Source organism: Rhodoferax sp. (assembly GCF_011391645.1).
In the GTDB taxonomy this organism is placed as follows: Bacteria; Pseudomonadota; Gammaproteobacteria; order Burkholderiales; family Burkholderiaceae_C; genus Rhodoferax.
Genome location: NZ_JAABQC010000012.1, coordinates 1 through 22,661, shown reverse-complemented (window position 1 = coordinate 22,661; position 22,661 = coordinate 1). Strand labels below are relative to the sequence as shown.

At 59.0% G+C, this 22,661-nt stretch carries 23 protein-coding genes and 1 tRNA gene; 5 read left to right on the top strand and 19 right to left on the bottom strand.

The annotated features are described in order from the left end of the window. The first annotated feature begins 112 nt into the window (after positions 1–112). Both mscL and GPS82_RS03030 read left to right on the top strand, forming a co-directional pair. Positions 113–550 carry a large conductance mechanosensitive channel protein MscL gene (gene mscL, locus GPS82_RS03035; RefSeq protein WP_296490787.1) on the top strand — a complete coding sequence of 146 codons (438 nt, stop codon included), beginning with the start codon at positions 113–115 and terminating at the stop codon, positions 548–550. A 112-nt stretch (positions 551–662) separates the two neighbouring features. After that, positions 663–737 (top strand) — tRNA-Arg (locus GPS82_RS03030). Between the two features lie 18 nt (positions 738–755). On the opposite strand, the gene accD is transcribed toward GPS82_RS03030, so the two are convergent. The 19 genes from accD to GPS82_RS02935 form a co-directional block, all read right to left on the bottom strand. Continuing rightward, positions 756–1,628 (bottom strand): acetyl-CoA carboxylase, carboxyltransferase subunit beta, encoded by an 873-nt coding sequence (gene accD / locus GPS82_RS03025; RefSeq protein WP_296490785.1) that lies wholly within the window; start codon positions 1,626–1,628, stop codon positions 756–758. Between the two features lie 76 nt (positions 1,629–1,704). Then, positions 1,705–2,535 carry a tryptophan synthase subunit alpha gene (gene trpA, locus GPS82_RS03020; protein ID WP_296490784.1) on the bottom strand — a complete coding sequence of 277 codons (831 nt, stop codon included), beginning with the start codon at positions 2,533–2,535 and terminating at the stop codon, positions 1,705–1,707. Beyond that, positions 2,532–3,827, bottom strand: coding sequence for a tryptophan synthase subunit beta (gene trpB, locus GPS82_RS03015; RefSeq protein ID WP_296490782.1), 1,296 nt, complete (start codon positions 3,825–3,827; stop codon positions 2,532–2,534). Before trpB ends, trpA begins: the two co-directional genes overlap by 4 nt. Positions 3,828–3,834: 7 nt before the next feature. Further along, positions 3,835–4,596, bottom strand: a complete 762-nt coding sequence (locus GPS82_RS03010) for a phosphoribosylanthranilate isomerase (RefSeq protein ID WP_296490780.1) — start codon at positions 4,594–4,596, stop codon at positions 3,835–3,837. Then, the gene (gene truA, locus GPS82_RS03005) at positions 4,593–5,399 is read right to left on the bottom strand and encodes a tRNA pseudouridine(38-40) synthase TruA (RefSeq protein WP_296490779.1); all 807 of its coding nucleotides are present in this window, start codon (positions 5,397–5,399) and stop codon (positions 4,593–4,595) included. The genes GPS82_RS03010 and truA overlap by 4 nt, the downstream gene beginning before the upstream one ends. Before the next feature lie 12 nt (positions 5,400–5,411). Beyond that, a complete protein-coding gene (locus GPS82_RS03000; protein ID WP_296490778.1) occupies positions 5,412–6,338 on the bottom strand; it encodes a FimV/HubP family polar landmark protein in 927 nt (308 codons plus the stop codon). A gap of 14 nt (positions 6,339–6,352) precedes the next feature. Further along, positions 6,353–7,600: a FimV/HubP family polar landmark protein gene (locus GPS82_RS02995; protein WP_296490777.1), complete on the bottom strand. Its 1,248-nt coding sequence runs from the start codon at positions 7,598–7,600 to the stop codon at positions 6,353–6,355. Positions 7,601–7,837: 237 nt separating this feature from the next. Then, complete coding sequence (asd, locus tag GPS82_RS02990) at positions 7,838–9,001, bottom strand: aspartate-semialdehyde dehydrogenase (protein WP_296490776.1); 1,164 nt, start codon at positions 8,999–9,001, stop codon at positions 7,838–7,840. 76 nt (positions 9,002–9,077) lie between these two features. Next, positions 9,078–10,163 carry a 3-isopropylmalate dehydrogenase gene (leuB, locus tag GPS82_RS02985; RefSeq protein WP_296490774.1) on the bottom strand — a complete coding sequence of 362 codons (1,086 nt, stop codon included), beginning with the start codon at positions 10,161–10,163 and terminating at the stop codon, positions 9,078–9,080. 30 nt (positions 10,164–10,193) lie between these two features. Then, entirely contained in the window at positions 10,194–10,844 is a 651-nt protein-coding gene (leuD, locus tag GPS82_RS02980) for a 3-isopropylmalate dehydratase small subunit (protein ID WP_296490772.1), read from the bottom strand. 12 nt (positions 10,845–10,856) lie between these two features. Then, complete coding sequence (locus GPS82_RS02975) at positions 10,857–10,985, bottom strand: entericidin A/B family lipoprotein (RefSeq protein WP_296490771.1); 129 nt, start codon at positions 10,983–10,985, stop codon at positions 10,857–10,859. Between the two features lie 22 nt (positions 10,986–11,007). Continuing rightward, complete coding sequence (gene leuC / locus GPS82_RS02970) at positions 11,008–12,456, bottom strand: 3-isopropylmalate dehydratase large subunit (protein WP_296490770.1); 1,449 nt, start codon at positions 12,454–12,456, stop codon at positions 11,008–11,010. A gap of 108 nt (positions 12,457–12,564) precedes the next feature. Beyond that, entirely contained in the window at positions 12,565–13,875 is a 1,311-nt protein-coding gene (locus GPS82_RS02965) for a citrate synthase (RefSeq protein ID WP_296490769.1), read from the bottom strand. Continuing rightward, complete coding sequence (locus GPS82_RS02960; protein WP_296490768.1) at positions 13,872–14,168, bottom strand: succinate dehydrogenase assembly factor 2; 297 nt, start codon at positions 14,166–14,168, stop codon at positions 13,872–13,874. The genes GPS82_RS02965 and GPS82_RS02960 overlap by 4 nt, the downstream gene beginning before the upstream one ends. A gap of 22 nt (positions 14,169–14,190) precedes the next feature. Further along, positions 14,191–14,895, bottom strand: coding sequence for a succinate dehydrogenase iron-sulfur subunit (locus tag GPS82_RS02955; RefSeq protein WP_296490766.1), 705 nt, complete (start codon positions 14,893–14,895; stop codon positions 14,191–14,193). A 54-nt stretch (positions 14,896–14,949) separates the two neighbouring features. Then, on the bottom strand, positions 14,950–16,755 hold the full coding sequence (sdhA, locus tag GPS82_RS02950) for a succinate dehydrogenase flavoprotein subunit (RefSeq protein WP_296490764.1): 1,806 nt from the start codon (positions 16,753–16,755) through the stop codon (positions 14,950–14,952). Between the two features lie 88 nt (positions 16,756–16,843). Beyond that, on the bottom strand, positions 16,844–17,209 hold the full coding sequence (gene sdhD, locus GPS82_RS02945; RefSeq protein WP_296490762.1) for a succinate dehydrogenase, hydrophobic membrane anchor protein: 366 nt from the start codon (positions 17,207–17,209) through the stop codon (positions 16,844–16,846). A gap of 84 nt (positions 17,210–17,293) precedes the next feature. After that, entirely contained in the window at positions 17,294–17,737 is a 444-nt protein-coding gene (gene sdhC, locus GPS82_RS02940; RefSeq protein ID WP_296490759.1) for a succinate dehydrogenase, cytochrome b556 subunit, read from the bottom strand. Between the two features lie 178 nt (positions 17,738–17,915). Next, on the bottom strand, positions 17,916–18,719 hold the full coding sequence (locus GPS82_RS02935; protein ID WP_296490757.1) for a GntR family transcriptional regulator: 804 nt from the start codon (positions 18,717–18,719) through the stop codon (positions 17,916–17,918). A gap of 179 nt (positions 18,720–18,898) precedes the next feature. Here GPS82_RS02935 and GPS82_RS02930 point away from each other — a divergent pair, with 179 nt between their 5' ends. From GPS82_RS02930 to GPS82_RS02920, 3 genes are all read left to right on the top strand, one after another. Continuing rightward, positions 18,899–19,885, top strand: a complete 987-nt coding sequence (locus GPS82_RS02930) for a malate dehydrogenase (protein ID WP_296490756.1) — start codon at positions 18,899–18,901, stop codon at positions 19,883–19,885. 21 nt (positions 19,886–19,906) lie between these two features. Beyond that, on the top strand, positions 19,907–20,956 hold the full coding sequence (locus GPS82_RS02925; protein ID WP_296490754.1) for an aldolase/citrate lyase family protein: 1,050 nt from the start codon (positions 19,907–19,909) through the stop codon (positions 20,954–20,956). Between the two features lie 104 nt (positions 20,957–21,060). After that, on the top strand, positions 21,061–22,661 hold a 1,601-nt coding region (locus GPS82_RS02920), incomplete at its 3' end, for a bifunctional aconitate hydratase 2/2-methylisocitrate dehydratase (protein WP_296490751.1).

Sequence of the window (22,661 nt, the reverse complement as noted above, 5' to 3'; positions counted from 1 at the left end):
CTGGCCCACATCGTGATCGCCCAGTCGCCAAAATCCGTGTTCTGGTGTATTCTTTTGCCTGCGACGAGTTGCAGTCAAAATCCGTGTCCACATCACTTAGTGAAAGCATCAAATGAGTATTTCATCTGAATTCAAAGAGTTTGCCTTGAAAGGTAATGTCGTTGACCTTGCAGTCGGCGTCATCATTGGTGCCGCCTTCGGCAAAATTGTCGATTCAATCGTCAAGGACCTCATCATGCCGCTGGTGGGCAAGGCCGTTGGCGGTCTTGATTTTTCCAACTACTTTGTGCTGCTTTCCGACCCGCCCGCGGCATTTACCGGGCCAATGACCTATGAGGCGCTGACGAAAGCTGGCGTTCCGCTCTTCGCTTACGGAAACTTCATCACGGTGGCCGTGAACTTCTTTATCCTGGCGTTCATCATTTTCATCATGATCCGCCAGATCAACCGCATGAAGAAAGAAGCGCCACCCGCTCCTGAGGCACCACCAGCCACACCGGAAGACACTGTGCTGCTGCGGCAGATTCGCGACGCGCTGTCAAAAAAATAAGGCAGCCGCCAACGTCCGGGTCGCATGACGGCGCAAAGCGCTGTCGTGCGCCAGCTATTTCAGAGCAGCCAAAAACTGAACAGCCAGGATTCAGCCCGTAAAATCAGCGCTTCTCTCCGTAGCACAATGGACAGTGCGCATGCCTCCTAAGCGTGAAATACAGGTTCGATTCCTGTCGGGGGGACCACACTCAACCGACAGCGTCTTATGCCACTGCGTCCGAGCTTTGACGCGTCAGCATGGCCAGCGTGCTGGCGATGGTCTTGCGCAATTCGCGGCGGTCACAAATCAGGTCCACCGCGCCCTTGGTCTGGAGGAATTCGGCACGCTGAAAGCCTTCGGGCAGCGTCACGCGCACCGTCGATTCAATCACGCGCGGTCCGGCAAAGCCAATCAGCGCCTTGGGCTCGGCAATCACCACGTCCCCCAAAAAGGCAAAGCCGGCGCTGACACCGCCCATGGTGGGGTCGGTCAGCACGCTGATAAAGGGCAGGCCCTTCTTGGCCAGGTGCGTCAATGACGCATTGGTCTTGGCCATCTGCATCAAGCTCAGCAAGCCCTCTTGCATGCGCGCGCCACCGGTGGCGGTAAAGCAGACAAACGGCACTTTTTGCTCGATCGCCGTGTGCACGCCGCGCACAAAGCGCTCGCCAACCACCGAGCCCATGCTGCCGCCCATGAATTCAAATTCGAAACAGGCGGCCACCAGACCAATGCCCAGCACCGAGCCTCCCATCACCACCAGAGCATCGGTTTCGCCGGTGTTTTCCAGCGCTTCCTTCAGGCGTTCGGGGTATTTGCGGCTGTCCTTGAACTTGAGCGCATCCACCGGCAGCACTTCCTGGCCGATTTCATAACGGCCCTCGTTGTCCAGGAAAGTGTTCAGGCGAACCCGCGCCCCAATCCGGTGGTGGTGGCTGCAACTGGGGCAAACGTTCTGGTTTTGTTCCAGGTCGGTCTTGTACAGCACGCTGTCGCAACTGGGGCATTTGATCCACAGCCCCTCGGGGACAACGCGGCGATCTTTGGGGTCGGTGTGCTGGATTTTCGGGGGAAGCAGTTTTTCGAGCCAACTCATATGAACACTCCGTAAGCCTTCGTTTTCGGCGGTGGCATGGATGCCGGATCAGGTCTGGCATGACAAATAAACAACATTATGAATCCAGCGCCAGGCGAATTTCGCGAAGAAATTTTTCGGCTGTGGCGGCGACCTGGTCGCGCGGCTGATCATCGATGAGCTGAATGATACGGCTGCCAATCACCACAGCATCCGCCACCCGGCCAATGGCGCGAGCAGTGGCAGCGTCGCGAATGCCAAAACCCACCCCCACGGGCACGCTGACATGCTGGCGAATGCGCGGCAGCATGGCCTCGACCGCATCGGTGTCGAGCGCGCCCGAGCCGGTGACACCTTTGAGCGACACGTAGTAGACATAGCCACTGGCAATACGCGCCACCTGCTGCATGCGATCAATGGTGGACGTTGGCGCCAGCAAAAAGATCAGGTCCAGTCCGTGCGATTTGAGCTCGGCGGCAAACTCTTCGCATTCTTCCGGCGGGTAGTCGACGATCAGCACGCCATCGACCCCAGCCGCGGCCGCGTCCTGAACAAAAGCGCTGGTGCCCTTTTTGGCATCGGGACGCCGATGCATTTGGCTGTAGCGCTCGACCGGGTTCGCATAACCCATCAGCACCACCGGGGTGCTGTCGTTTTTCAGGCGGAATTCACGCACCATGGCCAGCACCTGCACCAGGCCGACGCCGGCGGCCAGCGCCTTGTCGCCGGCTTTCTGGATCACGGGGCCATCAGCACTGGGGTCGGAGAACGGCACGCCAAGCTCAATCACATCAGCGCCTCCCGCGACCATGGCGTGCATCAGCTCGGGCGTGATGTCGGCAAACGGGAAACCGGCGGTGACAAACGGGATCAGTGCCTTGCGGCCCCGGGCTTGCAATTGGGTGAACGTGGGGGCGATGCGGCTCATTTGACAACCTTCACAATGGCTTCATCGGCGGCCAGGCCGCCCTTGACCGACTGGCCCTGGCAACTGGGTCGGCAGAAGAAATCGGCGTGACTCAGGTCGGCCACGGTGCCAATGTCCTTGTCACCCCGGCCCGAAAGATTGATCAGGATCGACTGGTCAACCCGCATGGTCTTGGCCAGCTTCATGGCGTGGGCCAGGGCGTGGCTGGATTCCAGCGCGGGAATGATGCCTTCGGTGCGGCACAGGTAGTGAAATGCATGCAGCGCCTCTGCGTCGGTGATGCCGACGTACTCGGCGCGGCCGATGTCGTGCAGGAAAGCGTGTTCGGGGCCGACGCCTGGGTAGTCGAGCCCGGCACTGATGCTGTGGGTTTCGGTGACTTGGCCGTTGTCGTCCTGCAGCACATAGGTGCGGTTGCCGTGCAGCACACCGGGGCTGCCGCGCTGGATCGAGGCCGAGTGCTTGCCACTGTCCATGCCCTCTCCCGCAGCCTCGACACCAATCAGTTGCGTGGCTTCATGGGCAATATAAGGGTGAAAGATTCCCATGGCATTGCTGCCGCCGCCGACGCAGGCCATCACCACATCGGGCTGGTCGGTTTTGCAACCCGCAGCTTGAAGCATCTCGGGCATTTGCACCAGACACTCCTTGCCGATCACGCTCTGGAAATCGCGCACCATCATCGGGTAGGGGTGCGGGCCGGCCACCGTGCCAATGATGTAGAAAGTGTTGTCGACATTGGCCACCCAGTCACGCATGGCTTCGTTGAGCGCATCTTTCAGTGTGCGGCTGCCGCTGACGACCGGCACCACAGTGGCGCCGAGCAACTTCATGCGGTAAACATTGGGACTTTGGCGTTTGACGTCTTCGCTGCCCATATAGACCACGCATTCCAGCCCGTAGCGGGCGCAAATGGTGGCGGTGGCCACGCCGTGCTGGCCGGCACCGGTTTCGGCAATGATGCGCGGCTTGCCCATCCGCTTGGCCAGCATGGCCTGGCCGATGGTGTTATTGATCTTGTGCGCACCGGTGTGGTTCAAGTCTTCGCGCTTGAGGAAAATTTGGGCGCCGCCCATTTCACGACTGGTTCGGGCCGCATGGTAAATCGGGCTTGGGCGACCAACAAAATGGGCCAGTTCGTAGTTGAATTCAGCCACGAATTCGGGGTCGAACTGGTACTTGGCGTAGGCGGCCTTGAGTTCGTTGATGGCGTGGGTGAGGGTCTCGGAGGCAAAGCTGCCGCCATAGATGCCAAAGTGACCACGAAGGTCGGGTTGCTGGTAGTCAAACATGGTCAATTCAAAGGTTGTGGAAAGTGCTCGCGCCTGTGGTGCGGGCCTGTCCGTAAATGTCGTTGATGATCTGGTCTGCACGCCGCACGGCAGCTACAAACTCACGGATGCGGGTGGGGTCCTTGATGCCTTTTTGACCCGGCACCTCGACCCCGGAACTGATGTCAACCGCGAGCGTTTTGCAGCGCGGACGCACCTGAAGAATGCCGTCGATCACGTTGGCAGCGTTCAGCCCACCACTCAAGACGAGGTGAGCGTTGACGTTTGGAGGAAGCAGTGACCAATTGAATGCGTGTCCGCCGCCGCCATACCCGTCCACTTGCGCGTCGAGCAGGAGGCCTTGGGCCTGTGAATAATCTTGGGCGAATTTTAAGAGATCAAAGTCGCGGCCGGCGTCACCGAGGGGAATTCGCGCAGCGCGCAAATACGGACGCTGGCCCAGCGCACTGGCAGCCCAGCAGTCTTGCGGCGATTCATCGCCATGGAATTGAACGATAGAGCCTGCCACGTTGTTGCAAGCAGCTATTATTTTTGAAGCCTCTTCATTGACAAACAACAGCACCGGCGTGACCAATGGCGGCAACCGGCGCGCCAGTTCAGCCGCCCGCAGTGCTGAAACATGACGCGGGCTTTTTTCATAAAGCACAAAACCTATGGCGTCGGCTCCAGCCTCCACCGCAGCATCGACGTCGGCTTCGCGCGTGAGGCCGCAGATCTTGATGCGGGTGCGGTGCTGCTCCGGCACACGCTGCGAGATGTCTTGAATCATGGCAATCCATCCAGCAAGGGAGAGTCTGCGGGCAAGCCCCAGTGCGGCTCGTAGCGCGGGCCCAGGAAATACAGCCCGTCGGGCGAAAACGTGGGTGCAGCCGCGTCGCGGTCACGGGCCGCCAGCACGGTGTTGATCCACTCTGGCGGGTGGCGCTGGTAGCCAATGGCGAGCAGGCAGCCCATGATGTTGCGGATCATGTGATGCAGAAATGCATTGGCTTCAAATTCAAAGCGCCAGTAAGCACCGCGGCGGCTGATGTCAAGACGCAACAACTGCTTGATGGGAGACAGCGCCTGGCAGGCACTGGCACGAAACGACGTGAAGTCGTGCTCGCCCAGCAACTGCCGGGCAGCCTGCAGCATGGGCTCAAGCTGCAACGGTCGATAGATCCAGCCGACGCGGCCCCGATCCACACTGGGTCGCACTGCCGACTGCATCACCACGTAAACATAACGGCGCGACACTGCACTGGCGCGGCAATGGAACGATTTCGGCACCACTTTGGCCCACTGCACAGCAATATCACGTGGCAGCAAGGCATTGGGGCCGCGAACCCAGGACGGTTCCGGGCGGTCCAGCGGTGTATCGAAGTGCACCACCTGGTTCAGACCATGCACGCCGGCGTCAGTGCGACCGGCACACAGCGTCGAGACCCGGTGATTGACAAAGCGACCCAGCGCTTTCTCAAGTTGATCCTGCACGGTTTGCCGGGATGTCTGGCTTTGCCAGCCCTGGTAATGGCCACCGTGGTAGCTGACGCCCAAGGCGATACGGACCAGCGCTGGCGGTTCACATCCCATCCGTGGGGGCCATCAGATCTGACCCAGCGCCTGCTGTGCCTTGGCCTTGGTCACCCCATCAGCTTCTGAAATAACCTGTTTGATCAATTCACGCGCACCGTCATCATCGCCATTCGCCCTGAATTCTTCAGCCAGCGCCAGTTTTGCTTCCAGGGTTTCAGCGCTCACACCTGTGGCAGCTTGCGCTGCGGTGGCATTGCTGTTGTCCAAATCAAGGGACAAGGAGTCAAGATCAAACGACATCATTCCGGAGGGCTGCCGGTCAGCCGAAGACACGGGCTGGTCAACTGAAAAATCAAGATCCAGATCCATGTCCAGATCAAGCTCGTTGCCTTGGTTTGCCTCAGCGGCAGCGACTGGTGCAGCATCTGCCTTGGCTTGCGAAGAAGCGGGTGGCAGACTTGCCTGCGGCACTGATGCTGGCAAGGAAGGCGACGGACCTCCGGCCAGGTACAAAGCATTACCCGGCTCAAGGGTCAGACCCGTCTTGCAGATCTGTGTCCATTCGGGGCCGGTGCCCTGCGTCAATGCATTCGCCAGCGTCGCAATGGTCGAGTAAGCGCTGGCGTCTTTGCGCTTGGCATAGATTGACAGCAGTTTTTGATGAACCGCAAGGCGCTCAGGCTGGGCAAGCAGGGCATCCTTCAGAATCTCCTCAGCCTGAACGTCTCGGCCATAGGCCAAATAGACCTCGGCCTGCGCCAGCGGATCGACTTCATCCTCTGCCTCAAATTGGCTGGGTCCGGCGGGAAGCAGAGAACCGGGAGTCTGGCTCTTGTAGGTGTCCACGTTTTGGCCGCCACTGCTGCCAAAAAATGAGTCAGGCGACGCACTTTCCATGAAGGAACTGTCGGCAAGGGTGTTTTGCTGACGCTGGCGGGCCTTGTAAAAACCAAAACCGACCAACAGCAAAATCAGGGCAGCGGCACCGGCAGGCATCAGGGGATTAGCGATCAGGTCATCCAGAAAACTGGTCGCGGGGCGGGGAGCAGTGGCTGGGGCCGCGGCACTGGCAGGCGCCACCGATGTTTGGGCGGTGGGCTCAGAGGCGGCGGTCGCCGTTCCCTGCGCCGGGATTGATGGCGCAGCCGGCGCGGGGCGCTGGCGGCTGCAGCGCCTGAGGCCGCCATCAAAGCAGCCGCGCTTGCCAGTTGATTGAGTTGCTCTGTGTTTTGATTGATCTGGGCTGCCCGGCTGGCACTTGCTTCAGCTTCACGGGCCAGGGCGAGTTGCTCCAGGTCGGAAGCACCCTTGACGGCCCCTTTGGACAGGGTCAGCTTGTCAGGCGTTTGCGCTGAAGAACTCTTGTCATCGACCTTCGCTTGAATGGTGCCACTGATGTTGCGCTCGGCGGGCGCCTGCTTGTCAACGGCGACATTGCTGGCCAATCCTTGGCGGAAACGATTGAAATCACGGCTTTGCGCGGTGATGATTTGGCTGGCTTGCCCGGGCGTTAGCGCGCCGACTTTTTCAGCGGTCGGCAAAGACAGGATCGCACCGGCCTTGATGCGGTTGACGTTGCCTTCAATGAACGCGGTGGGGTTGGTCTGCTGCATGGCCACCAACATTTGATCCAATGAAACATTGGCTGGCTTGTGTGCCATGGCAATCCTGCTTGCGGTTTCACCGCGTCGAACCACCACCTGTTGTCCGTCACGTCTGTCAGGCACCTGTGGCTTGGCACCAACAGCCGGGGGGGCGGACTGGCGGGCGGCAGGCGCGGTTGGCGTTACAGGCGGGGGCGCAGGACGCGGGGCAACGCGCGGCAACTGGGCCACTTTGGGCTCAGGCAAAGGCGTGGCGATGGCTGGCGCTACCGGCCGCTGGCCGGGCGGGTCAAACAGCATGGTGTAGTCGCGCAGGATTCGTCCCGTGTTCCAGCTTGCCTCCAGGATCAAGTCAACAAAAGGCTCCTGCACCACGCGATCACCACTAATACGCAAGTAGGCACGCCCATCCTGACGTTTTTGCAGAACGACTCTTAAACCCGGCAGCACCGGGCTGTAGTCCATGCCAGAGGACTTGTAAGCGGCTGGCAATGCCACCTGCGCCTTCAACGAGGCTGCCTCGTCGGCCGTGATGTCAGGAATGTCGATTTCTGCCCGCAATGTTTCTCCCAGAGCAGATTGAACGGTGATCCGTCCCAGAGTCAATGCCTGTGCATTGGTGCCGACCAAAGCCAGAAGCGCAGCAAATGCCACAGCGGTGAGTTCACATCGATAAGACTTTGCAATCAATTTTTGACTCCAGTTTTCAACCTGCAAAAAACAGGAACGCACCCATGCACCCATCGCCTCAAACAACCCATCCTGAAAGCCGCCGGGGGTATCAGGTGTCAAGGGAGTTGACTGCCGATGATTCTATATGGTGAAACAAGATCATCCTCCGTCAGAATCATGGGCTGCGTGAAACAAACAACGGTCATTTTGACAAAAAGTTCAGGCCTGCAGCAAGATGCGCAACATGCGCCGCAGCGGCTCGGCAGCACCCCAGAGCAGTTGGTCGCCAACTGTGAAGGCTCCCACATACTCAGGCCCCATGGCCAACTTGCGAATCCGGCCCACCGGAATGGTAAGCGTACCCGTAACCGCGACGGGGGTCAAATCCTTGATGGTGGCCTCGCGGGTGTTGGGCACCACCTTGACCCAGGCGTTGTCGGCCGCGATCATGGCCTCGATATCCGCTGAAGGCACATTTTTTTTGAGCTTGAACGTGAGCGCCTGGCTATGGCAACGCATGGCCCCGACACGCACGCAAAAACCATCCACCGGTGTCTCGGCACTGCCAAAAGCCGCGCCCTGGCCCAAAATCTTGTTGGTCTCGGCCATGCCCTTCCACTCTTCGCGCGACATGCCCCAGCCCGGCTCGTCAGACTGTTTGCCAAGCCCAAGGTCTTTGTCGATCCAGGGGATCAGCGAGCCGCCGAGCGGCACGCCAAAGTTGGCCATCTCGGTGGCGCTCAAGGCGCGCTGCTTGGCAATGATCTTGCGGTCAATTTCCAGAATTGCAGATTTTGGGTCGTCCAACAGGGCTTTGACCTCGGCATTGAGGGTGCCAAACTGGGTCAACAATTCCCGCATGTGCTGCGCACCACCGCCGCTGGCGGCCTGGTAGGTCTGCGTGCTCATCCACTCGACCAGACCCGCCTTGTACAAGGCGCCAACCCCCATCAGCATGCAGCTCACGGTGCAGTTGCCGCCAATCCAGTTGTTGCCGCCATTTTTCAGGGCGGCCTGGATGACCGGGAGGTTGACCGGGTCAAGGATGATGACGGCATCGTCCTTCATGCGCAGCGTCGAAGCCGCATCGATCCAGTGGCCGGTCCAGCCCCCTGAGCGCAGCTTGGGAAAGACCTCGGAGGTGTAGTCGCCGCCCTGGGCGCTGATGATGATGTCGCATTTTTTTAGCGCATCAATGTCAAACGCGTCCTTCAGGCTGGTCTCATTCTTGGCCCAAGAAGGCGCTGCACCGCCGGCGTTGGAAGTGGAAAAAAATACCGGCTCAATCAGGGCGAAATCGCCCTCTGACTGCATGCGGTCCATCAACACCGAGCCGACCATGCCACGCCAGCCCACCAAACCTACCAAGTTACCAACTTTCATCACAAGCCCTTTTCAGATCAATTAATCGTTTACCAGCATTCCGGGCAAACAGCAAGCCATTTGCCCTCCTGCACACTTACTTTAAAGCCCTGACCACAGCGTCACCCATTTCAAGGGTGCTGACCCGCGTGCCGCCCGCACTGAAGATATCCGCTGTGCGCAAGCCTTGAGCCAGCACTGTCTTGACGGCGGCTTCAATGCGGCCGGCGGCGTCAGGCTGGTTCAGGCTGAAGCGCAGCATCATGGCGGCACTCAAGATAGTGGCCAGTGGATTGGCGATGCCCTTGCCGGCGATGTCTGGCGCGCTGCCGTGGCTTGGCTCGAACAGGCCCTGGTTGTTGGCATTCATGGAGGCCGATGGCAACATGCCAATCGAACCCGTCAGCATGGAGGCCTCATCACTCAGGATGTCGCCAAACATGTTGCCGGTGACCACCACATCGAATTTTTTGGGTGCGCGCACCAGTTGCATGGCGGCGTTGTCAACGTACATGTGGTCCAGCGCAATATCGGGATACTGCAAGCCAACCTCGGTGACGATGTCCTTCCAGAACTGGAAAGTCTCCAGCACATTGGCTTTGTCCACGCTGGTGACACGGCCCTCGGAACCGGCTACCTTGCGCGTGCGCGCCGCCTTGAATGCCACATGGGCAATGCGCTCCACTTCGGGGCGGCTGTAACGCATGGTGTCAAAGGCTTCCTCGGCACCGGGAAAATGTCCGTCTGTGGCAATGCGACGGCCGCGCGGTTGGCCAAAGTAGATGTCACCGGTCAATTCGCGGATGATCAGAATATCCAGACCCGAAATCAGTTCCGGTTTGAGGCTGGAGGCATTGACCAACTCTTGGTAACAAATGGCCGGGCGGAAATTGGCAAACAGCCCGAGGTGCTTGCGCAGGCCCAGAATGGCCTGTTCCGGGCGCAACGGGCGGTCCAGCGTGTCGTACTTCCAGTCACCGACCGCACCAAACAGGATGGCATCGGCTTGCTTGGCCAGCGCCAAAGTGGCCTCGGGCAAGGGATGACCGTGGGCTTCATAGGCGGCGCCCCCCACCAGGGCGGTTTCCATCTCAAAGCGCAGATCCAGCGCGTTCAAAACCTTGACTGCCTCGGCCACGATTTCGGTGCCAATCCCGTCGCCGGGCAAAACTGCAATTTTCATGATTATTCTTTACGGGTCGGAAGAGACAGGTCAGGCCAGCATGGTGTGCGCCAACCAGGGTTTTTGCGCCAGGCGCTCCGCCTCAAAGGCCTTGATTTTGTCGGCATGGCGCAGCGTCAGGCCAATGTCATCGAGACCATTGAGCAAACAGAATTTGCGAAAGGCCTGCACCTCGAACGGCAGTTCTTCACCATTGGGTCTGATGACGCGCTGGCGCTCCAGGTCAATGGTCAGGGTGTAGCCTGGAAACGCCGCCACATCGTCGAACAATTGCCCGACCTGCACTTCAGTCAGCACAATCGGCAGCAAGCCGTTCTTGAAACTGTTGTTGAAAAAAATATCAGCATAACTGGGCGCGATGATGGCGCGAAAACCAAACTGGTCGAGCGCCCATGGCGCATGCTCTCGCGAAGAACCGCAACCAAAATTTTTGCGCGCCAGCAAGATGGACGCCCCCTGAAAACGTGGCTGGTTCAGCACGAAGTCGGGGTTGGGCTTGCGACTGGCAGGGTCCTGCCCGGGGTAGCCCGCATCCAGATAACGCCACGCATCAAACAGATTTTGGCCAAATCCGGTCTTATGGATCGATTTGAGGAACTGCTTGGGAATGATGGCGTCGGTGTCCACATTTTCCCGATCCATCGGGGCAACCAGTCCCTTGAGGAGGGTAAATTTTTGCATGGTGCGTCTTGGTTACTTCTTGGCTGCGTCTTCAATGCTGGAACCGGCTTTTTGCAGGTCCTGGCCCACACCCTTGACGGTATTGCATCCCACCAGAACAAACAGTGCGGCAGTGATGAGCAAAGTGATGAATGATTTCATGAGGCTGTCCTTCAAGTTTGGGTTAAACGAATTTGCGCACATCGACAAAATGGCCATGGATGGCCGCCGCCGCTGCCATGGCAGGGCTGACCAGATGGGTGCGGCCACCCGCGCCCTGGCGGCCCTCAAAGTTGCGGTTGCTGGTGGACGCACAGCGCTCGCCCGGCTCCAGGCGGTCGGCATTCATGGCCAGGCACATGGAGCAGCCCGGCTCGCGCCACTCAAAGCCCGCCGCGCGGAAAATCTCATGCAGGCCTTCGCGCTCGGCCTGCGCCTTGACCAGTCCGGAACCCGGCACCACCATGGCCAGGCGGATGTTGGGTGCCACTTTGCGACCCAGCGTTTTCACCACGGCGGCCGCCTCACGCATGTCCTCGATGCGGCTGTTGGTGCATGAGCCAATGAACACCTTGTCCACATACAGGTCGTTGAGCGCCTTGCCGGGCTCCAGCGCCATGTAGGCCAGCGCCCGCTCGATGGCGCCGCGTTTGTTGACATCTTTTTCCTGGTCGGGGTCAGGTACCCGGCCATCAATGCCCAGCACCATCTCGGGCGACGTTCCCCAAGTCACCTGGGGCACCAGTTGCGAGGCGTCGAGATCGACCACGGCATCAAAATGTGCATCCGCGTCTGAATGCAGCGTTTTCCAGTAAGCCACGGCTTGGTCCCACTCCACGGCAGCGGCTGCCTCATTCGGAGCACTGAAGCCGGGGGCCAGCGGGCGCCCCTTGACGTACTGAATGGTTTTTTCATCCACCGCCACCAAGCCGGCGCGCGCACCGGCCTCAATCGCCATATTGCAAACCGTCATGCGCGCTTCCATGCTCAAGGCGCGAATGGCGGCGCCGCCAAACTCGATGGTGTAGCCGGTGCCGCCGGCAGTGCCGATCTTGCCGATGAACGCAAGCACAATGTCCTTGCCGGTGCAACCGCGTGGCAGAACCCCCTCGACCCGCACCAGCATGTTTTTGGCTTTCTTGGCCAGCAGCGTTTGCGTGGCCATGACATGCTCCACCTCGCTCGTGCCAATGCCGTGCGCCAGGGCACCAAAAGCGCCATGGGTAGAGGTGTGCGAGTCGCCGCAAACCACGGTCATGCCAGGCAGCGTGGCGCCGTTTTCCGGGCCGATCACATGGACGATGCCCTGGCGCTGCGACATGAACGGAAAGTAGGCCGCCGCGCCATATTGCTTGATGTTCGCGTCCAGCGTCATCACCTGCTCTTTGCTGGTGGGGTCGGTAATGCCGTCATAGCCCAGTTCCCAGCCGGTGGTGGGTGTGTTGTGGTCTGCTGTTGCCACGATCGAGCTGATGCGCCAGACTGGCCGTTTGGATTGGCGCAGGCCTTCAAACGCCTGCGGGCTGGTGACTTCGTGCACCAGATGGCGATCAATGTAGAGCAGCGCGGTGCCGTCTTCTTCAGTGTGGACGACGTGTTCGTCCCAGAGTTTGTCGTAAAGGGTGCGTCCCATGGTGGTTCCTAGGTGAATCGCGGATTTTAAACGGCTCAAGCCATCCCTCATCTGTAAAAAAACCCGCCGCTGTTGCCAGCCGGCGGGTTTTCCAAGAGGCAAGAGCTTTTAACGGTCAGCCACCGGCTTGACGTTGCGACTGACAGAGCCAGTGAACAACTGACGCGGACGACCAATTTTGTACTCTGGGTCACTGATCATTTCGTTGAGTTGGGCGATCCAGCCGACCGTACGCGCCAGCGTAAAGACACCGGTGAACAGGTTGACGGGAATACCAATGGCGCGTTGCACAATACCGGAGTAAAAGTCAACGTTCGGATACAGCTTGCGCGAGACAAAGTAGTCGTCTTCCAGGGCAATCTTCTCGACCTCTTTGGCCAATTTGAAGAGAGGGTCATTTTCCAGACCCAGTTCTGCCAACACCTCGTTGCAAGTTTCCTGCATCAAGGTGGCGCGCGGATCGTAGTTTTTGTACACGCGGTGGCCAAAGCCCATCAGCTTCACGCCGGAGTTTTTGTCCTTGACCTGCTCCATGAACTCGCCCACTTTGGCGATCCCGCCCTGGCGCTGGATATCTTCGAGCATGTTCAGGCAGGCTTCGTTGGCACCACCGTGCGCCGGGCCCCAGAGGCATGCCACACCTGCGGCAATGGCGGCAAACGGGTTGGTGCCGGACGAACCGCACAGGCGAACGGTGGAGGTGGAAGCATTCTGCTCGTGGTCGGCATGCAAGATGAAGATGCGGTCCAGGGCGCGCTCCAGCACCGGATTCACCACGTACTCTTCGCACGGTGTGCCAAACATCATGCGCAGGAAGTTGCCGGCGTAGCTAAGGTCGTTGCGCGGGTACATGTAGGGCTGGCCGATGCCGTACTTGTAGGCCATGGCCACCAGCGTGGGCATTTTGGCGATCAGGCGGATGGCAGCGATTTCGCGGTGCTGCGGGTTGTTGATGTCAGTGCTGTCATGGTAGAACGCAGACAAACCACCCACCAGCCCGGTCAGCACGGCCATCGGGTGTGCGTCGCGGCGGAAGCCACGCATGAAAAATTGCATCTGCTCGTTGACCATGGTGTGGTTGATGACGAGCTTGTGGAAGTCCTTACGTTCCTGGTCCTTGGGCAATTCGCCTTTGAGCAGCAAATAGCAGGTGTCGAGGTAATCACACTGCGTAGCGAGTTGTTCAATGGGGTAACCGCGGTACAGCAGTTCACCCTTGTCGCCGTCAATGTAAGTGATGGCCGACTGGCAAGAGGCCGTTGACAAAAAGCCCGGGTCATAAGTGAACATGCCGGTTTGGCCATAGAGCTTGCGAATGTCGATCACATCCGGCCCTACCGTCCCCTGGTAAACGGGCATGTCGACGCTGGGGCTCCCGTTACTGAACGACAGGGTGGCTTTATTTTCAGATAGCTTCATGGTGACCTTTCGGATGGTTGTTTCAACATACTTAGAACTTCGCGAACTTCGTCTTGCAATAGGTTCGAGTCCACTTGAGCCAAAGTTTTGCGCCCAAGGTGCAAGTCCAGCAAGTCGGAATCACTTAAATCCATTAGAACGTTCAGACCTTGCGCCTGCTTGACAGTAAGCGTGGTTTCAAACCTCTTGAAGAATCGTTCAATGAAAATGTCGTTCTCGAGCAAGCCCCGGCGACAGCGCCATTTGAGCTTGCTCAGCACCCTTTCGTCGATCAAGGCGTCGCGGGCGTCCATGCCAGTGTCCATCAAGACAGCCTCAGATGGCGCGACGCACCATCAGCTCTTTGATCTTGCCAATTGCCTTGGTGGGATTCAGGCCTTTCGGGCAAACGTCGACACAATTCATGATGGTCGTGCAGCGGAACAGGCGGTAAGGATCTTCCAGGTTATCCAGGCGCTCGCTGGTGGCTTCATCACGACTGTCGGCAATGAATCGGTAAGCTTGCAACAGACCCGCCGGACCAACGAATTTGTCAGGATTCCACCAGAACACCGGGCAACTGGTGGAGCAACTCGCGCACAAAATGCACTCATAGAGCCCGTTGAGTTCATCGCGCTCTTCCGGGCTCTGCAGCCGCTCCTTTTCTGGTGGGCGGCTGTCGTTGACAAGGTAGGGCTTGATCGAGTGGTACTGCTTGAAAAACAGCGTCATGTCGACAATCAGGTCGCGCACCACCGGCAGGCCGGGCAACGGCTTGAGAACGATGGTGTCTGGCAGTGTCAGCATGTTAATCAGGCAGGCAAGACCGTTTTTGCCGTTGATGTTCATCGCATCCGAGCCACAAATGCCTTCGCGGCATGAACGCCGGTAAGACAGCGTGGGGTCGATTGCCTTGAGCTTCATCAAAACGTCAAGCAACATGCGCTCGCTGCCATCGAGCTCCACCTCGATGGTCTGCATGTAGGGCTTGGCATCGGTGTCGGGGTTGTAGCGATAAATTTGAATATTACGTTTAGCCATGATTTACTTTCTTGTTCAGTTGAAGGCAGCGCCGGTGGTCTGTTCTGCAAGTTCTCAGAAGGTGCGGATTTTGGGCGGAATGGAGGCAACCGTCAGCGGCTTGAGGTTGACCGGCTTGTAGCTCAGGCTGTTACTCGCGCTGTGCCACATGGTGTGCTTGAGCCAGTTGACATCGTCACGCCCCAGCGGACAGGTCGCGTCGTCAGCCGCCCGGTCGTAGTCTGCAACACTGTGGGCGCCACGGCATTCATGCCGCGCTGCCGCCGACACTATGGTGGACTGCGCCGCTTCAATCATGTTTTCCACTTCAAGCGCCTCAATGCGCTCGGTATTGAAAATTTGTGATTTGTCGGTCAGTTTGATATTGGTAACCCGCTGACGCAATTGGCTGATTTTGGCAACGCCTTCGTCCATGCTGGCCTGGGTCCGGAACACGCTGGCGTGTTGCTGCATGATGTCGCGCATGTCGCCGGCCACGACTTGGGCATATTCGCCCGTCGTGGTCGTGTTGAGCCGGTTCAATCGCTCCAGAGAAATGTCGGCCCCGTTTTCAGGCAAGGGTTTGTGAACATCGGTTTCCTTGTTGAACGCCACAATGTGCTTGCCGGCGGCACGGCCAAACACCACGATGTCAAGCAGGGAATTGGTGCCCAGGCGATTGGCACCGTGCACGCTGACGCAGGCGCACTCGCCCACGGCGTACAAGCCCTTCACCACGGCGCTTGGGTTGCCATCGCTGGGTGCCACCACTTGGCCGTTGATGTTGGTCGGAATACCACCCATTTGATAGTGGATGGTCGGCACCACAGGAATTGGCTCCTTGGTGATGTCGACATTGGCGAAGTTGTGACCAATCTCAGACACGCTCGGCAAACGCAGGGCGATGGTCTCGGCACCGAGGTGCGTCATGTCGAGGTTGATGTAGTTCTTGTTGGGGCCGCAACCACGGCCTTCCTTGATTTCCTGGTCCATGCAGCGCGAGACAAAGTCACGCGGCGCCAGGTCTTTCATGGTCGGCGCATAACGCTCCATGAAGCGCTCACCGTTGCTGTTGCGAAGAATCGCACCCTCACCGCGGCAACCTTCGGTCAGCAGCACGCCCGCACCCGCCACACCGGTGGGGTGAAACTGCCAGAATTCCATGTCCTGCAGTGGGATGCCCGAGCGGGCCGCCATTCCCAGACCGTCGCCGGTGTTGATGTAGGCGTTGGTCGATGCTGCAAAAATCCGGCCCGCACCGCCGGTTGCCAGCATCACGCTCTTGGCACGCAAAATATGCACTTCGCCAGTCTCCATTTCGAGCGCGGTGACACCCACAACGTCGCCTTCCGCATCACGAATCAAATCCAAGGCCATCCACTCGACAAAGAAGTTGGTGCGTGCCTTGACATTTTGCTGGTACAGGGTGTGCAACATGGCGTGACCGGTGCGGTCAGCTGCCGCGCAGGCCCGTTGCACCGGCTTTTCTCCATAATTGCTGGAGTGACCGCCAAAGGGTCGCTGGTAGATCGTGCCGTCAGGATTACGGTCAAATGGCATGCCAAAGTGTTCCAGTTCGTAGACCACCTTGGCCGCCTCGCGACACATGAACTCGATCGCATCCTGGTCACCCAACCAGTCAGACCCCTTGATGGTGTCGTAAAAATGGTAGTGCCAGTTGTCCTCGGCCATGTTGCCCAGGCTCGCGCCAATGCCGCCCTGGGCTGCAACGGTGTGTGAGCGTGTCGGGAACACCTTGGAGAGCACTGCCACATTCAGGCCGGCATTGGCCAGTTGCAGCGAAGCACTCATGCCGGCGCCACCGGCACCAACGATGACGACGTCAAATTTTCGCGCTTGAAGTTTGGAGGTTGCAGTCATGATAAATATTTTTTGTCTTGATTATTGGTTACAGCACACCCCGGTAAACAGCAGGGCGTGCAAAGACTTTCTCGGTGAAAAGAAAGGTTTACAGGCGCCACAGCGCCTCGATCGCGCCGCCGGCGCAGGCGACGAGCCAGGCGATGGCAAACACGTGCATCACAAAGCGCACACCGTATGGTTTGACGTAATCCTGGAAAATGTTACGCATGCCGACCCAGACGTGATACAGCATCGACACAATGACAAGGAACGTCAGCGATTTCATCCATTGTGGCGAAAAAATACCAGCCCACAGCTCGTAACCGATCGGGCCCTTGCTGAAAATCAGTTGTGCCAGCACCAGCACGGTAAACAAGGCCATGAGAACGGCGGTCACGCGTTGTGCCAGCCAGTCGCGCATACCGTAGTGAGCGCCAACAACCAGGCGATGAGATCCGAAATTGACAGACATGAATAACTCCTTAGTAATCAGTTGAGGACAAGCCTTGCTCGCGACGTGTCGCTGCGGCCTGCCCGGCAAAATTTCAGTTTGGTTTTAGTAGAGACCGAACAGTTTGGCGCCCAGTACCACCGTCAGCGTGAGGGTCAGCACCAGCACAACCGCCGCAGTCTGGCGACCAATGTCCTTGGTCACGTGTTCGTGGTGGGTATCCATCCAGAGGTGGCGCATGCCGGCAATGAAGTGGTGCAGGCTGGCCCAGATCATGCCAAGCACCACCAGTTTCCAGACAAAGCCGGGAAGGCCCAGCATCCCTTCGTTGAAGGCTGACTTGAACTTCATGAACGAGATTTCAGAGGAAATGGAGTTGTCGAACATCCAGATGATGAAAGGCATCAGGAAAAACAGGATGGCACCACTGACACGGTGCATTCCCGACGCAAGGGAAGCCAGGGGCCATCGGTAGCTGAGCAACGATTTACCGTCAATGTTGTAGAACTCGGGACGTTTTTTTGCTGTGCTGGTCACTGAATCAGACATACTGTGCTTTCATGGTTTGGGTAACGACTTGGTAACCGCGAATTAAGGATAACGACAAATTCTATTGCAATGCATCAAATCCGAACCCTTCGGTCTCTTGATGTCCATCAACACTTCTCATCTTTTACAAGAATGACAGCTGAAACCGACTGCAGGCTGACACCATGCCCAAGTTCGGTCAACCCAGCGCGTTATGGTAATGGTGGGTGTCGGTGCGGTAGTAGCCACGCCGCAACTCCATGGGCTCGTCCCGGTAAGTGTAAGCAACACGCTCCACACTCAACAAGGGCGTCCCCGGCGCCACCTTGAGGTGCTGCACGTGCAACTCGGTCGCCGGTATGGCCCGTATCTTTTCTTCAGCGCGCACCATGCGAACGTTGAACTCGGTCTCGAACAAGGCGTACATCGGGCCCTGGTAATTGGCCAGTTGCTCGGCCGTCAGGCCCTTGAACGGCGCCGCCGGCAACCAGATGTCTTCCAGAATAATGGGAACACCGCCAAAGCTGAGCACACGCCGGGCTTGCAGCACCGTGTCACCGTTGCGCAAGGCCAGCGCCCGCGCCACGTCAGCGCCGGCGCGGCTGCGCTTGCATTCGATGATGTCGCGCTGTGCCGGACCCTCGCTGCCCCGGGTGCCACTGTCAGGCACCAACTTGAGAAACCTGAATTGCACCTGCTGCTCTGCGTGCGTGGCGACAAAGGTGCCTTTGCCCTGACGACGCAGGAGCAGATTCTCGGCCGCCAATTCGTCAATTGCCTTGCGCACTGTGCCCTGGCTGACACGGTAGCGCCCCGCCAGTTCCATTTCGCTGGGAATCATTTCACCGGGTTTCCATTCGCCGACACGCAGGCTGTTCAGGATCAACCCCTTGATTTGCTGGTACAGCGGGCTAAAGGCCGGCGTTGCCGAGGATGCCTGTGAAATGGCGACCTCTGGTGACAAGACGGCGGTCTCAATGACAGGATCAGGAAAGGTTTGCATGGTTGATTTGTCTCGATTTGCGGCAGGGCCATTTTTGTCGAATCATATCTTATATAAGACATAAGACAAATTGACGATCAGGGCTTTTCAAGAGTACACTCGACCCGCTAAAGGGTTGGTCAAGTCACTTCAGCCCTGCGCCCAATGAATTTTTTCTTAACCTTTCTGGAGATTTCAACATGAGCAAAAAGCCCGTCCGTGTAGCCGTTACCGGTGCCGCAGGTCAAATTGGTTACGCCATCCTGTTTCGTATCGCTTCAGGCGAGATGCTCGGCAAAGACCAGCCGATCGTCCTGAGCCTGCTGGAAGTGCCGGTTGAAAAAGCCCAGCAGGCCCTGCAGGGCGTGATGATGGAATTGCAGGACTGCGCGTTCCCGCTGCTGGTCGGCATGGAAGCCCACAGCGACCCCATGACCGCGTTCAAGGATATCGACTACGCCATGCTCATCGGCTCACGTCCACGCGGTCCTGGCATGGAGCGTGCCGAACTGCTGGCTGTCAATGCCGAAATTTTCACCGCGCAAGGCAAGGCGCTTAACGCCGTGGCCAGCCGCGACGTGCGCGTGCTGGTGGTGGGCAACCCCGCCAACACCAATGCCTACATCGCCATGAAGAGTGCGCCAGACCTGCCACGCAAAAACTTTACTGCCATGCTGCGCCTGGACCACAACCGCGCCTTGAGCCAACTGGCATCCAAGACCGGCAAGGCCGTTGCCGACATCGAACAATTGGCAGTCTGGGGCAACCATTCGCCCACCATGTACGCTGACTACCGTTTTGCCACCATCAATGGCGAGAGCGTCAAGGACATGATCAACGACGCTGACTGGAACGCCAACACCTTCCTGCCGACCGTGGGCAAACGCGGTGCGGCCATCATTGCCGCGCGCGGCGTGTCTTCGGCCGCATCGGCTGCCAACGCGGCCATCGACCACATGCGCGACTGGGCTTTGGGCACCAATGGCAAGTGGGTCACCATGGGCATTCCTTCCAACGGCGACTACGGCATTCCGGCAGACACCATGTTCGGGTTCCCGGTCACTTGTGCCGGTGGCGAGTACAAACTGGTCGAAGGTTTGCCGGTCGATGCGTTCAGCCAGGAATGCATCAACAAGACGCTCAAAGAGCTGCAGGACGAGCAGGCCGGCGTCGCCCACCTGCTGTAAACCAAGCTCAGAGTCAGGCTTGTGACCCACCCGCGTGACGTATTGCTGGGCCCGGCGGCGGCCGCGCCCCTGCCGGTGTGCGACCACTACTGCGGCATCGAGTCGCGCATGGTCAAAAGTCTGGCTTTGCAGGCCGAACTGGCGCAGGAGTTCGGCACCTGCGCGTTTGATGTCACCCTCGATTGCGAGGACGGGGCGCCGGTGGGCGGGGAAAAAGACCATGCCGAGATGGTTGCAGAGCTCGCGGCCAACGCATGGTCTGCCGGAGCCAACACACCGCAGCCCGGCCTCACCCGCATTGCCGCCCGGGTCCACCCGGTCGACCACCCGGCATTTGCTCAGGATGTGGCGACCATCGTGGGACGCGCAGCCGAGGCTTTGTGCCACGTGATGATCCCGAAGGTTGATTCTGTCGCTGACATTGAACTCGCCCTGCACCATATTGACCGGGCTGCCAAGGTCAACGGACGCAGCGCGCCTCTGCCACTTCACGTCCTGATCGAGTCGCCGCTGGCGGTGCACCATGCGGCGGGCATCGCCGCGCACCCGAGGGTTGAATCACTCAGTTTTGGCTTGATGGATTTTGTCTCGGCCCACGGCGGTGCCATTCCGGCAAGCGCCATGGGAACCTCCGAACTCAGTCGGGCTGAAGACCTGGACCAATTCAGTCACCCATTGGTCGTGCGCGCCAAGCTGGCCATCGCCGCGGCTTGCCACGCTTTCGGCAAGACCGCCTCTCATTGCGTGGTGACCGAGTTTAAAAATATCGTCAGGCTGCAAGCGGCTGCCCGGTACGCCTCGCGCGCCCTCGGCTACGGCCGGATGTGGAGCATTCACCCGGATCAAATTCGCCCGATCCTGACGGCATTTTCCCCCGGGGCCGATGAAGTCGATCAAGCCAGTCGCATCGTCTGTGCTGCGCACGCTGCAGACTGGGCACCGATTTCAATCGACGGCCATTTGCATGACCGTGCCAGTTTCCGCTATTTTTGGCAGGTCCTGGTCCGTGCCCACCAAACAGCCAGACTGCAAGCCCATGATCCCGCCCATGTTTTTTTCTCTGCCCAATGATCGAGTCGTTCTTTTTTGGCCGCCTGACTGTGGCTCATTCGTGAGCCGCGCAAGCCTGTTCTGTTACCGCTGATTGCATTTTTTTGATTTAAAAGGAGTTCACCATGCTGCAAAATTACCGTGCCCACGTCGCCGAGCGCGCCGCCCTCGGCATCCCCGCACTGCCCCTTACGGCACAGCAAACTGCTGCGCTGATTGAGCTGCTCAAGAACCCGCCCAAGGGCGAAGAGGCAACTCTTCTTGACCTGATCACGCACCGCGTGCCAGCCGGCGTCGATGATGCTGCCAAGGTCAAAGCGAGTTACCTCGCAGCTGTGGCGCATGGCACTGAGAAGTGCGCACTCATCAGCCGTGAAAAAGCCGCCGAATTGCTCGGTACGATGCTGGGCGGCTACAACCTGACCCCGCTGATCGACCTGCTCGACGACGCCGCCGTGGCCGGCGTGGCCGCTGAAGCCCTGAAGAAAACTCTGTTGATGTTCGACCAGTTCCATGACGTCAAGGAAAAGGCCGACAAGGGCAACACCCACGCCAAAGCGGTGCTGCAAAGCTGGGCCGATGCCGAGTGGTTCACCAGCCGCCCGGAAGTGCCGCAAAGCATCACCCTGACCGTGCTCAAGGTCACCGGTGAGACCAACACCGACGACCTGTCGCCCGCCCCTGACGCCTGGAGCCGGCCCGACATCCCGCTGCACGCGCTGGCCATGCTGAAAAACAAGCGCGACGGCATCACCCCGGAAGAAGACGGCAAACGCGGCCCGGTCAAGTTCATTGAAGACCTACGCGCCCGTGGCAACCTGGTCGCCTATGTGGGTGACGTGGTCGGCACGGGTTCCAGCCGCAAATCAGCCACCAACAGCGTGCTCTGGTTCACCGGTGAAGACATTCCCTTCGTGCCCAACAAGCGTTTTGGTGGTGTCTGCCTGGGTGCCAAGATCGCTCCGATTTTCTACAACACCATGGAAGACGCAGGCGCCCTGCCCATCGAACTCGACGTCAGCCAGATGAACATGGGCGATACCATCGAGCTGCGCCCCTATGACGGCAAAGCCCTGAAAGACGGCAAAGTCATCGCCGAGTTCAAGCTCAAGAGCGAGGTCCTGTTCGACGAAGTGCGCGCCGGTGGCCGCATCCCGTTGATCATTGGCCGCGGCCTGACCGCCAAAGCACGGGAAGCCCTGGGCCTGCCCACATCCACCCTGTTCCGCCTGCCGCAAAACCCCAAAGCCACGGGTAAAGGTTTCACGCTCGCGCAAAAAATGGTGGGTCGTGCCTGCGGCCTGCCTGAAGGCCAGGGCGTGTTGCCCGGCACCTACTGCGAACCCAAGATGACGAGCGTGGGCTCGCAAGACACCACCGGCCCGATGACCCGCGACGAGTTGAAAGACCTGGCTTGCCTGGGCTTCAGCGCCGATCTGGTGATGCAATCCTTTTGCCACACCGCGGCATACCCCAAGCCAGTGGACGTCAAGATGCACCACGAGTTGCCCGAGTTCATCAGCAACCGCGGCGGTATTCCGCTGCGCCCGGGTGACGGCATCATCCACAGCTGGCTCAACCGCATGCTGCTGCCCGACACCGTGGGCACCGGCGGCGACAGCCACACGCGCTTTCCGATCGGCATCAGCTTCCCGGCAGGCTCCGGTCTGGTGGCGTTTGGTGCTGCCACCGGCGTCATGCCACTCGACATGCCCGAGAGCGTGCT